The organism is Thalassoroseus sp., from assembly GCF_984380535.1.
The window spans coordinates 141,028-153,568 of the sequence record NZ_CFHRBF010000002.1; the positions used below are offsets into that span (position 1 = coordinate 141,028).

Here is a 12,541-nt window from a genome sequence, read left to right on the forward strand (position 1 = left end):
CACGGAAACGTTAACAATGGTGAAAACAGCCTCGACAATGTTGCCCCTGGGAACTGCAGCCCCGGACTTCTCGCTGCCGAACCCGATCACCGGCGGCACGGTTTCCAAAGCAGACTTCGCCGGCAAACCGTTGCTCGTCATGTTCATTTGCAACCACTGTCCGTTCGTCGTCCATCTAAAAGACGCACTCGGACCGTTTGCCGACGAATATCAGGGGAAAGGCTTGGCCGTCGTCGGGATTAGCGCCAACGATGTCGAGAACTACCCCGACGATAGCCCCGAGAAAATGAAAGAATTCGCCGCTGCGAACGGACTCAATTTCCCGTATCTCTACGACGAGTCGCAAAAAGTCGCCAAAGCCTACACCGCCGCATGCACGCCGGACTTCTTCCTGTTCGACGCCGACCACAAGCTGGCTTATCGTGGACAATTCGACGACAGCCGACCGGGAAACAGCGTGGAAATCACAGGTTCCGACTTACGGACCGCCTGTGACGAAGTGCTCGCCGGCAAATTACCCTCGGAGAATCAGAAACCGAGCATCGGCTGCAACATCAAATGGAAAAGCGGCGCCGCCCCGAACTACTTCACTGGCCAACCAGCGGAGTAAGCTGGCAGAGATAACGGTGCAGGCTGGGTCGCACCCTAACATTGGCAAACCTGATTAGGCTGGGACTTCTCCCGGCCTAATCATTCCCGTTCGGTCTCATCGTCAGCGAGTCGCAGCCGTAAGTAACCAGCTCGGGCGATGTTGCGTTCGGAACTCTCCAGAGATTCTTGCCGAATCTTCTGCAGGTGTGCCGGTTGGGTGTGAATGAACAACTCGTTGACCGTCGGGATTTCCAAGTCGTCGATCAGCCCCAAATTGATCCCCATCCGCAAGCTCGATAGCAAGTGCATCGTCTCTTCGGAGGTAATCGTTTGGGCATTCTTAAGGATGCCATAAGCGCGGGAGACTTGGTCATGCAGTCCCTGGCGGTTCTCTTGGATCAGGGCGTCCCGCACGCGACGTTCGTAATTGATGATGTTCGGCACGACATCTTTCAATTCCGCGATAATCTGCGCTTCGCTTTTCCCCAGCGTGACTTGGTTCGAAATCTGGTAGAAATCGCCCATCGCCTGACTGCCTTCGCCGTACAAACCTCGGACGGCAAGACTAATCTTGTGGAGCGCCTGGAAGACCTTTTGGATCTCCTTGGTCAACACCAGCGCAGGGAGGTGCAGCATCACGCTCACACGGATTCCCGTGCCGACATTCGTTGGACAAGCGGTAAGGTACCCCAATTCATCGTTGAACGCATAGGTAACGCGTTCCTCAATAGCGTCGTCGACTTGATCGATCTGTTGCCAGCAGTCATCGAGCGCGAAACCACTGTGAAGCACCTGAATCCGCAGATGATCTTCCTCGTTGATCATCAAACTCAGGTTCTCTTCACTGCTAATCCCCACTCCCCGTGAGCCATGGCTTTCCGCATGTTCACGACTAATCAGCTGACGCTCGACCAGGAATTGGCGATCCAAATCGTTCAACGTTCGCACATCGACGTAGCTCAAACGGGTCCCGACGTTGAGATCGAGAAGTTCGTCCTTGAAGAGTGACTCGATTTCGGTCCGAGCCGCATCGTCCGCTCGGTTCGGAAACGGAAACTGAGCCAAATTCCGCGCCAACCGGATCCGACTGGATATCACAATATCCGATTCGGGTCCGTTCCCCCGCAACCATTCGCCACTGGTCGTTGTGAGGGAATCAAGGTCCACGGGGTCTTCTCCAAAAAGTTTGCAAATCGGATCGGCCAATCCTCGGCTCGATCAACTCAGTTTATATTGTGACGGACAGAAACGCTTCTGCCAACATCTCTGGTTTAATGCCGATCAATCATCGCTATCACGATGTTCGCCGTCGCTCTCCAATTCTCGGATTTCGTCTCGAATTTGAGCGGCGGTTTCGTAGTCTTCGGCGTCGATCGCTGCCCGCAATCGACCGCGAAGTTTAATCAACTCATACTGTTTTTGACTCGCCTCCGGAGCACGTTTCGGGCATTTACCGACGTGTTGCGTTTCACCGTGGATATTCTCCAACAACGGAGTCAACTCCTTGGCGAATGCATTATAATCGTGCGGGCAACCCAACCGGCCTTGGCTGCGAAACTCTTTGAAAGTGATTTCGCAGTTCGGGCAAACCAGCTGACCGTAGGACTCGGATTCTTCCTCCGAGACCGATTCCGACAATTTCTCCGCGAACTCGTCCGACTCGGAAGTCATCGGTTCCGGTGCGGCCAAGTATTGTTTCGCACAATTCTCACAGAGATGGAGTTCCTGGGCGACTCCCTGTTGAATCTCTGTAATATGTAGCGTCGACGGCTTGGAACAACGGCTGCATTTTTTCATAATTGGCTTTCTGGGCGATGGGCTGCACCATTCTAACCCTCGCCACCCGACTGTCAAGCACCGCCGTTACAGACATTAATGACGTAACCATAAACGCTGCTTTGAGATGGAATTTGTACTCCATAGGAAGTTTCTTCGAACTCGATCCCTTTTTCCGATCATTTTCGAGCGTTGACACTCGTTTTTCTAGCTAGTTTTCCGAGACCTCATGATCCCCCACACTCCGAATTTTACCGAATTTCAGCAACTTGCCCAAGACGCCCGAATGGTGCCGGTCTATCGGCAATTGGTTTCGGATACCCTGACACCGGTGCTGGCTTACTGCAAATTGCAGTGGGGGGCAGGATCGTTTTTGTTCGAAAGCGTGGTCGGCGGCGAGAAAATCGGGAGATACAGTTTTCTCGGAGCGGATCCGTTTTTGCAAATCGAAGCCTTCGGCAAACGTGTCACTATCACGCAGAATGACACCTCGGAAACGTTCGACAGCGACGATCCCCTCGACGAACTCGAAAAACTTCTCCAAAAATATCCAGGCGTACACGTGCCGGGTTTGCCACGCTTTACGGGTGGAGCAGTCGGATACGCTGGCTACGATTCCGTCCGCTACACCGAGCATTTGCCGAACGCTCCCGAAGATGACCGTCATCTACCGGATCTCTCGTTCGCATTTTACGATCGGATGGTCGTGTTCGACCACGTCCGCAAAACTGTGTTGGTGATCGTTACCGCCAACACAGAGGATAAGGACAATTTGCAGGACACGTACGATTCCGCCTGTGATCGCGTCGACGAGATCTGTCGGCAACTCCAACGAGGCGTAACGGACCTGCAACTCACCGATATCGATCCGAAAGCTGAAACGCCCTCGAAAGAACTCAAATCGAATCGACCGCCGAACGGTTACCAGGAAACGGTCGAAGGAATCAAAGAATACATTCGGGCAGGGGATGTGTTCCAGGTTGTGCCTAGCGAGCGTTGGGAGTTGCAGACCCAAGCCCGGCCAATTGATATTTATCGCTCGCTACGAGTCGTGAACCCCAGCCCATTTATGTTTCTGCTGCGAACGCCGGCGTGTACGCTGATCGGTTCGTCACCGGAAATCATGGTGCGTGTGGAAGACGGCGAAACCACAATCCGCCCGCTGGCTGGAACTCGCCGTCGCGGCGCGACCGAAGCTGAGGACCGTGCCCTCGCGGAGGAACTCCTCGCCGACCCGAAAGAACGCGCCGAGCATGTGATGCTGATCGACTTGGCTCGCAACGATGTCGGCCGAATTGCGGAATACGGTTCGGTCAAACTTTCCGACGTGATGGTCGTCGAACGTTACAGCCACGTGATGCACATCACTTCCAACGTCACCGGCCAACTCAAACCCGGTTTGACGGCCCTCGACGCACTCCGCGCAGGTTTGCCGGCGGGGACAGTGTCGGGAGCCCCGAAGGTGCGAGCGATGGAGATCATCGACGAGTTCGAAACCACCCGTCGCGGCCCCTATGGCGGAGCCGTGGGCTATCTCGACTTCACGGGCGACATGGATACTTGCATCGCGTTACGCACCATGGTCATGCAAGGCCAGACCGTCTACCTCCAAGCCGGCGGCGGCATCGTCGCCGACAGCGACCCCGAAGCGGAATACCAGGAAATCTGCAACAAAGCCCGCGGCCTACTCAAAGCCATCGAAGTCGCAGAGGCACAGTTGTAATCGCATATGTTGGCATCATTGACGCGGACAAAGCAGTCAACTTTACGCGTTTATTTGGAATGGTCATTACCACCCGATTTTTGCACCAATTGTGTTATGTGCTTCAATCCTTTCGAGAACAAAATCATCCTTAAGACCAGCCGAAACCTCGGGGTTAACAAGAATCGTGATTGAGTGCGGTCCTAATGGTGCATCTGCATGAGGCACCGACAATTGATGATACTCCGGATGACCGGGAATCAAATCGGTGTCATCGATAATACCAACAGCAGTTGGTAGCGGATTTCCGGGCGTCCAATCCCAATACACGGGATGCTTCTTATCATTGAATATTTCTACATCAGTTGTTCGTAGCAAAAATCGTATTGGCGAGTCATCATCTGGGATGAATGTAAGTGTTACCGGTATTTGAACGAGAAGTCCTACGAATTGTGCGTTTGTAAACACGCCCGGTGTGTCACCGAAATTCAATGCGCCAGACCAAACCATGTAAAACGGGTATCCGTTCGACATAATACGCCTTTCTATGCGGTGTAAGTCGTGCAAGCATGGGCTCTAGTCAGCCTTCGCTGCCCAAATCAAAAAACGATATGTAATTCCAAAATTAGCGTTTCCCCCAATATTTTGATGCGTCGGCCAACTGGCATTTTGCAAGACTCATTGTTCAAACTGATGTAGCAATTCTTTCAAAATTTATTCCCACGGACCAGGACCAGTAGGGTGAGCCACTTGCCGATCGACTACTTGCTTCCGAGTCTCTGCCGATAGAGGCGGATGGAATTCACTCGCGACGCTCTCCCATGTCGCGTTCGCCAAGGCAATTCGATCGTGAACGCTCATTCGGTCGATGCCGAGGCTTTCCAAGATTGGTGGCATAATGCGGCTACTCTCCGAGAATGAACTGACACAAGAATTCTACCAAGAAACGGATCAGACGAATAGAAAAGACTGGTCAATCTCGCTTGCGCCGAGTACGTGCCAAAACGCTTTTCGGATCTAACTAACACTGGCAGAATCAGCCACCGCTAAGTCATATCAGTCATGCTCGACAAACCGTAGGTTAGGCTACTCCAAACACTTGCCCTAGTCTGCATCGTCTCCAATACAATCCATTGCAGCTAGTTCTCCGAGTTCTTTGAACCAGCGTTCAACGTACTGGGGAATCGACTCACTATAAACTTCAAGATCACATACTCCGGAATGGTCCCATTCGTAGACGACCGATGCCCCTGATTCGGGTTTGATGCAGTAGAAGTTCCCACCACAGTCACCGCCAACAATTAGTAGTGCATCATCCCAAGTCTCATCGTTTCGGCCGGCCACGAAACCTGATTCCGGATCATGAACTTCCTCATTTTGATCGATAATCACGTCTGCGTTTAGATAAATCGGAACTTCAAAATCACTTTGCTCTTTCGCATAGGCTTCCATCAGCGCAACAAGAAGGCTGGGCGGCGACTTCAAAAGTTGCCGATAACCAGTGGCAGTTGAACGTTGAATGCCTGTTCGATCTGATTAATTTCGTCGTCAGTCATTTGTGAGGCCGAAGCAAAAGCAAAAATGTTCACCCCAATCGACAGACAACGTACGCAAGTCCGCAAAACGTGTCAACAAAATGTCTCAGAATTACAGCCGAACGGCGACACTTATAGACGAAACGTGGGTAACCGCTAACTCCGTGAGACAAGACTTGGCGAATAGAAACCCGAATGACTAGGGGATCGTCGCCCGCACAGTGATTCTAAATCCGGGCTGTTTGTCGTGGACTAGGTTCGTCGGATTAAATTTCAAGGCGGTAATAGAGAAGACGATCGAAACCAATTCGAATGTTGGCCACGTTGACCAACTCAAAGATGTGTCGGTACTTACAACCGGAGAAACTTCTTAGTCGTTACACTGACCAATAGTCGTCTTCGAAGGTTGGTTGCAGGCCTTTTTCGCGAACTCACAACTTCTCGTCCGTTTCTTCGGAATTGAGAATGAGTCTACGTTTCACACTTGCAAATCATCCGCTTCCTGATATCGTAAGGAAGTCGAAAAGTTTGACAAACCTACCGCAACATTGTTGCTCCGATCCCCACAGCTTCTAGCCAGCTCATGCAAGCCAAAGTCATTTGGGGTTGTTTTTGTGCTTCCTACCAAATCACGCTGGCACCTACCTTGACGCGTCTCATGTGTTAATCGACGCATCTACTGCATAGTGCCAGTCCTCCTGACACGAGCCAAGCAGTAATCATGACTAGAGATCGCAGTCGCCGGGGTTTTACACTCATTGAGCTACTTGTTGTCATTGCAATCATCGCCATCCTGATTGCATTGCTTCTACCAGCCGTTCAAGCCGCCAGGGAATCGGCCAGGCGAATGTCCTGCGGCAACAATCTGAAGCAAATCGGAATCGCACTCCATAACTATCTCGAAGTCCACAAACGCTTTCCGCCAAGCCGCGTGCGTTGGGGGAGTGGATCGAGCCGTGTGACACACGGATGGAACATTCTGTTGATGCCGTTCATCGAACAGTCAGCTATTCATGACAATTACAATTTCAATGTGAATTGGTATGACCCGCTCAACGAATCGATTGCCCAAACCTCTGTATCGACTCTAGTATGCCCATCGAGCCCAAATGGTGGCAGCTTGCTCGATAACATTAGTGGCAATACGAAGAGTCGTGCTAGTGACTACATGGCAATTGCCGGCTACCATGATCCCGTCCAAATGACGCCGACGACAGCAAATGGCATGTTGCATGATGCGAACGGACGGCCCCGCGATGTGACCGATGGCTTGACCAATACGATCTGTGTATCAGAACTCAGCGGACGCCCGGATTTCTATGCCTCCGGCAAACGCGTTGGAGCTTGGCCTAGCGGATACACTTGGGCCGCGGAATGGGGTTCATGGGCCTCGCCGCAGCGTGTGTTCTACGTCGGGTGGTCTCACGATGGTCACACAAATCGCGGGCCTTGCGCAATGAATTGTTCGAACATCGAAGGTATTTACTCCTTCCATCCGGGCGGTGCCAACGTGCTCCTGGGCGACGGTTCAATGCAGTTTCTTTCCGAGACGATGGCGGTGACTGTCGTCTATCGAATGATCGACCCTGCCGACGGAACCGTCCTACCCAATTAGACCATCGCCGACAGAAGCCGACCTGTTCTCAATAAGAACCGACTCGTGGCGACACGGGATTCCCACGCCGCGACTGACATCGGTGCCATCTCTGCGCGTCGCGTACTTCTATTTTCAAAGCTCCGAGAACACCTGCCATGCCTGCATCTAGGACATACACGATCCTCATTGCCATCGGGTTTATGTTTTCCGGTTGCAACTCAAGACCATCGTATCAAGAAGCCGACGTCTTCCCAGTTTCCGGTTCAGTAAGTGTGGATGGAAAGCCAGCCGCTGGCGTCGTGATTGTTTTCCATCCCCAGACCGACACCGGCATGACCAAAGGGAACAAACCTTTCACCACATCTGGGGAAGATGGAACTTTTGAAGTCACCACTTACACAACGGGCGATGGTGCTCCTATTGGCGAATACATTGTCACTTTCATCTGGCCAGAGAATCCCCGCGGACCAAGCCAAGACCGACTGAAAGGTCGTTACGCGAAACCCGAACTCAGTCAAATCACCGTGACAGTTCAAGAGGGTGAAAATCAGCTTCCCAATTGGAACCTCTAAGTCTGCCGATTGTGCCACCAGGTTGCGTGTGAAGCGATCATTCAGAAACGCTCAATACACAGGGCGAACGTCGAGCTTGCCGCTTGTTAAAGACGTGACACTCCTCAGGATCGCTAGTGACACCGGGAGGGTAAGTTCCATGACTTTCCTTAGTATTGTTCCCGATCTTTAGCAATGCATTATAAGTGGCATTTTACCCATCGACGTCTACTGATCTAACGGCTAGAATTGACAGAATCATCCAATGCAATCGTCATATAGTGAGCGGGCCTTGTTTAGGAGGTCTCGGTGCGCGATTCCGATTTCGAATCACATAATCATGCAACGGTAGTCAGTCAAGCAAGACTGTCCCGTCTACTCCAATGCACCGCTAGCGGATTCTGGGAATGGCAGATTGGCTCCCACGACGAGCACTATTGGTCCCCTTACTGTTACGAGCTACTCGGCTACCAGGACGCAGAATTCACACCAAATTCGAAACGTCTTGAGGAATTGCTGCACCCGGCTGATCATCAGCCAATGAAGGCGTATCTGGAGGATATCGCGGTTGCCGATGTGCCGATCGAAGCCGAATTTCGAATGCGAACGAAATCCGGCAAGTACCGATGGATTCGCTCGAGCGGTCGGTCTTTTGCTGAAGGCAACCAGAATATCGTCGTATGTGTGATTACTGACTGCGATCGAACGGACGAATCCGAAGCCCCATCACGGGAGACCGCCGAGCTATACTGCAGCATCTTTCATCATTCACGGTTCGGCAAGGTCGTTTTGAATCTCAACGGAGAATTCACGCACGTCAATGATGCAGCCTGCAATTTACTCGGATTCGAACGCAATGAGTTGCTTTCGAAATGTTACACCGACATTACTGTCTCTCCGAATCGGAGCACCTCGCATTGCCCGTTTCAAGAACTTTTAGATGGCACTTCCGAGGCCCAAACACGAGAGCAGCAATTTCGCCGAAAAGACGGAACGAACCTCAGCGAAACGGTGACAATCTCTAAACTTTCCGACAGTCACGGTAAGCCTCAGCACATCCTCGTTTGTTTTCATAGCAGAGCAGTCCAAGAGCAAGCGGAACACCGGCTATGTGCGAGCGAAGAGAAATTCCGCAGCATTTACGAGCAGTCTCCGATCGCGATTCAAGAATACGATCTCGACGGAAACCTCGTAAGTGTGAATTCCGAGACTCTGAAATTGTTCGGTTTAGATGACCTTGCAGAGATACAACACTTCAACTTATGGAATGACCCTAATCTCACTCCCGAGAAAGCTAAAATCCTCAAAAGTGGGCAGCCCATTCACATCTCAACGAGTGTGTTTCTGTCAAAGGAGACGCTTCCGTTTCCTAAGAATCGATTTGGGCAGATCGATTTGGATATGTATGTGACGCCACTCCGCGTCGCAACAACGATCACCGGTTATCTGGTTCAGATTGTCGATATCACAGAACAAGTGGAAGCGACTAAGAATCTTCGTCGCAGCGAACGAATGTTTCGACTGTTCTTTGAACAACACTTTCTGTTCATGGCGATACTCTCTCCGGAAGGGCGCGTCATCGAGGTTAATGACTACATGCTGGAAATCTGCGGATTTCAAAAGCACGACTACGTCAATGAGCACTTCTGGAACATCCCAGCCTTCAAACAGCTCCCCGAAACACACACGCTAATTCGAGAGCGAATCGAACGTATCGAGAAGCAAGGAGGACATATTGAAGTTGAAGATGACTATCAAACCGCGGATGGAGCAATCCGTACGGTATCTGCCGTCTATACATCTGTAAAAAACGATGAGAGTGACCTGCATTATATTGTTATGCAGGCGCATGACATCACTGAACGCAAACGAACAGAAGAGTCCCTAAGAGACGCTAAACGACGACTGCAAGAAATTGCCGAAAATGTTCATGATCTCTTTTGTATCATCTCACCAGATTGGCAGACGATTCTCTATGCTAGCCCGGCATACGAACGAATATGGGGCCGTTCACTACAGAGTTTGTATGATTCGCCTGATTCTTGGCAGGATGCAATCCTCGCCGAGGACCTACCGTCTGTGCACGAAGCTATCGAGCAACTCATGCAATCTGGGTGGGATGGACTAGCCTTCCCGAATTACCGAATTCGAAGACCCGATGGTGAAATCCGGTGGGTGGAAGCGAGTGCTTATCTCGTACTTGATCCTGGCGGCAATATCATTCGAATAGTCGGCAATGCACGGGACGTCACTGAACAGAAGGCCGCAGAACGAGAACTTCGTGCGAGGGAAGCGACACTTGCTCATATCAATCGAGTCAATACATTAGGTGAGATGGCAGGAATACTTGCTCACGAATTGAGTCAACCACTCTCTGCAATTGCCAACTACACGGGGACCGTACAGTATTATCTCGAGCAGATGGCGACCACCGCGGATGTCGATTTGTTGATTGATAGCATGTCACGGAGTCTCACCGAGGTTAAACGAGCGCGTGCTATTGTGACTCACCTTCGCGATTTGGTTCGTGGACGCGAGCCGAAACAAATCGAGGTCGACATCAATGAACTTCTTGAGCGAGCCATCGAATTAATGATGCCAGTTGCACGAGACAAATCTGTCAGACTCGTGAACAACCTGAACTGGGACTTACCGACGGTCTACGCAGATCCGGTTCAGGTCGAGCAGGTTGTTATCAATCTCGTTGCAAATGGGTTTGATGCCCTCAGCGTGTTAGATGCCGAGCGAAGGGCGATCTCTATAGCAACACAGCTCTCGGAAGACGATTTTGTTGAAGTTATTATCCAAGACTCTGGTCTTGGTATTGAGATGAGTCTACGGGAGAATCTATTCAAACCTTTCGTCACAACAAAAGAGGGAGGGCTAGGGGTAGGGCTGTCGATATGCCGATCGATCATCAACTCATTAGGAGGACGCATCTGGGTTGATCATGGAGAACAGGTTGGTGCCAGATTTCACTTCACCTTGCCCACCTACCGGAAGATGGCTCAAGACGGCATTTTGTAGGCTTGAATCACATAGACGATACCCAAAGAAACGAGTCACAACCGTGATTAGTGACATTGATCTTATCCAGGCGGAATAACACAACACGTATTCTGATCTGTCTTAAGGACAGGCAAAATGAGGCCCGGATAACGAGCGAACCTGTTATCCGGGCCGTGATTGTTAGAACAGAGTTGTCAACTGTTGCCAAAGTTCGGTGGGTTGAAATTCAAGTCCGCCAAAGCGGTCGAGAATGTATAGCACGGTCGCCATGTCGACCAGACCGAAGGTGTATGGCAACTTCCGACCAGAAAGGCTTTTTAGCCAGTCTGCTTGACGATTGCGAGCTTCAAGTTTTTGAGCGGTGCGAATCCAACGGGCTCGCAAGGACTCCTTGGTCTCATAGGCCTTGAGGAGTTTCAATTGCGAACCGAATGCGTTGGTTCGCCCCACTTGTACTTCGTAGGCTTTGCAGTCGGCTTCAATGTTACGGAAGGTTTGTTCTGCATCTTCATAACGATCTTTGGCGCGGGTGTGCCGCAACGCTGCCACCTTCCGGAGCGTCGTCGCCAGTGCCCGCAGCAGACCATACAGGAATGCCATCGGGAATCCTTGTGGACTGTCGGTTCGGTTCTGTACTTACAGCCGACAGGAGAACATTTTCGATCCCATGTCGTAACACGACAGAACGCATGACAGTCTTTGAGAAAACTAGGAGAACGGCTCGCCTTTTCCATTGCTTGACGCGAGCCAACGGGACGACGATTTGGCCAAATCGGTGTCTGTCCGGTATGGACACAAGCAGGGCGGGCGTAGTTCACCTAGAACTGAACATTTTTGAAAGATGAGTTCAGTCCGCAGAATCGCTAGTTTCCGAGGCAATCTCTTTGGGTACGAATAATTCCGATTTTGAAATTCCTAGCCGATGCATCCAGCGTTGCATCACAACACCGACTGTCGAAAGTCCGTAACGCATGCTGCGTCGAAAGTTGATACTCGATGCTTCATCGAAATACCGCACCGGTACGGGGATGTCACCCAAACGAAAACCAAAAGCGGCAGATTGCACGAGAAATTGGCTGTCGAAAACAAAGTCGTCCGAATTTCGTTCGAATGGCACAGTCTCTAGCACACGCCGGCTATAGGCTCGAAACCCACTGTGACAATCGCCAAGATTCATCCCAAGTGCCCAGTTCTCGAACGTTGTGAGGGCACGATTGGCAACGTACTTATAGAACGGCATACCGCCGTTAAGTACTTCACGCGGCGAACGGATTCGCGAACCGAAGATGACATCGCATATGTCGAGTTTCAAGAATTCGACGGCGGCACCAATCACACGCGGATCATACTGGAAGTCGGGGTGGAGCATCACGACATAGTCCGCACCACGTTCCAAAGCGAGTTTGTAGCAGGTCTTTTGGTTGCCACCATACCCACGATTCTGGGCGTGGGAAACGACCGTCAAACCCATTTCATGGGCGATTTCCACGGTCGCGTCTTGACTACAGTCGTCGACCAAAATCAATTCATCGGCGATGTGCGACGGGATATCTCGAACAGTGCGTTCCAACGTCTCAGCGGCATTGTATGCCGGCATCACAATGACGGTCCGCGAGATCGGGGCATAACGCTCGGCCAACTCATCGAGCAATGCGTTGACGTCTTGTGCGTGCTGTTCGGTTGCCGCGAGATCATCCGGTTCGAGCAAGTCGGTGGGTGAAGGAAAGATTTTCAAAGCGAACGATCCTTGAGCATTCCCGGAGGTCGTGTTCATGGTGCT

The 12,541-nt window shown here is 51.4% G+C and carries 12 protein-coding genes; 5 read left to right on the plus strand and 7 right to left on the minus strand.

The window, feature by feature from the left end; all coding sequences use genetic code 11:
* The first annotated feature begins 16 nt into the window (after positions 1-16).
* On the plus strand, positions 17-610 hold the full coding sequence (locus AC5DDB_RS02955; RefSeq protein WP_491738183.1) for a thioredoxin family protein: 594 nt from the start codon (positions 17-19) through the stop codon (positions 608-610).
* A gap of 80 nt (positions 611-690) precedes the next feature.
* Here the strand turns inward: AC5DDB_RS02955 and AC5DDB_RS02960 are convergent, their stop codons facing one another.
* Both AC5DDB_RS02960 and AC5DDB_RS02965 read right to left on the minus strand, forming a co-directional pair.
* Positions 691-1,758, minus strand: a complete 1,068-nt coding sequence (locus AC5DDB_RS02960) for a protein arginine kinase (protein WP_491738184.1) — start codon at positions 1,756-1,758, stop codon at positions 691-693.
* A gap of 114 nt (positions 1,759-1,872) precedes the next feature.
* Positions 1,873-2,388, minus strand: a complete 516-nt coding sequence (locus AC5DDB_RS02965) for a UvrB/UvrC motif-containing protein (RefSeq protein WP_491738185.1) — start codon at positions 2,386-2,388, stop codon at positions 1,873-1,875.
* Between the two features lie 208 nt (positions 2,389-2,596).
* Between AC5DDB_RS02965 and trpE the strand changes: the two genes are divergently transcribed.
* Positions 2,597-4,090, plus strand: a complete 1,494-nt coding sequence (gene trpE / locus AC5DDB_RS02970) for an anthranilate synthase component I (RefSeq protein ID WP_491738186.1) — start codon at positions 2,597-2,599, stop codon at positions 4,088-4,090.
* Between the two features lie 66 nt (positions 4,091-4,156).
* Here trpE and AC5DDB_RS02975 read toward each other — a convergent pair whose 3' ends face one another.
* From AC5DDB_RS02975 to AC5DDB_RS02985, 3 genes are all read right to left on the minus strand, one after another.
* Positions 4,157-4,603: a hypothetical protein gene (locus AC5DDB_RS02975; RefSeq protein ID WP_491738187.1), complete on the minus strand. Its 447-nt coding sequence runs from the start codon at positions 4,601-4,603 to the stop codon at positions 4,157-4,159.
* Between the two features lie 180 nt (positions 4,604-4,783).
* Entirely contained in the window at positions 4,784-4,966 is a 183-nt protein-coding gene (locus tag AC5DDB_RS02980; RefSeq protein WP_491738188.1) for an addiction module protein, read from the minus strand.
* Positions 4,967-5,173: 207 nt separating this feature from the next.
* Positions 5,174-5,521: a hypothetical protein gene (locus AC5DDB_RS02985; RefSeq protein WP_491738189.1), complete on the minus strand. Its 348-nt coding sequence runs from the start codon at positions 5,519-5,521 to the stop codon at positions 5,174-5,176.
* An 804-nt stretch (positions 5,522-6,325) separates the two neighbouring features.
* On the opposite strand from AC5DDB_RS02985, the gene AC5DDB_RS02990 reads away from it, so the two are divergent.
* The 3 genes from AC5DDB_RS02990 (at position 6,326) to AC5DDB_RS03000 (ending at position 10,779) form a co-directional block, all read left to right on the plus strand.
* Complete coding sequence (locus tag AC5DDB_RS02990; RefSeq protein ID WP_491738190.1) at positions 6,326-7,219, plus strand: DUF1559 domain-containing protein; 894 nt, start codon at positions 6,326-6,328, stop codon at positions 7,217-7,219.
* Positions 7,220-7,356: 137 nt separating this feature from the next.
* On the plus strand, positions 7,357-7,773 hold the full coding sequence (locus AC5DDB_RS02995; protein ID WP_491738191.1) for a hypothetical protein: 417 nt from the start codon (positions 7,357-7,359) through the stop codon (positions 7,771-7,773).
* A gap of 288 nt (positions 7,774-8,061) precedes the next feature.
* Positions 8,062-10,779 carry a PAS domain S-box protein gene (locus AC5DDB_RS03000; RefSeq protein WP_491738192.1) on the plus strand — a complete coding sequence of 906 codons (2,718 nt, stop codon included), beginning with the start codon at positions 8,062-8,064 and terminating at the stop codon, positions 10,777-10,779.
* Positions 10,780-10,941: 162 nt separating this feature from the next.
* Here AC5DDB_RS03000 and AC5DDB_RS03005 read toward each other — a convergent pair whose 3' ends face one another.
* Both AC5DDB_RS03005 and AC5DDB_RS03010 read right to left on the minus strand, forming a co-directional pair.
* Positions 10,942-11,361, minus strand: coding sequence for a hypothetical protein (locus tag AC5DDB_RS03005; RefSeq protein WP_491738193.1), 420 nt, complete (start codon positions 11,359-11,361; stop codon positions 10,942-10,944).
* Positions 11,362-11,608: 247 nt separating this feature from the next.
* Complete coding sequence (locus tag AC5DDB_RS03010) at positions 11,609-12,535, minus strand: glycosyltransferase family 2 protein (protein WP_491738194.1); 927 nt, start codon at positions 12,533-12,535, stop codon at positions 11,609-11,611.
* Between the last annotated feature and the right edge of the window lie 6 nt (positions 12,536-12,541).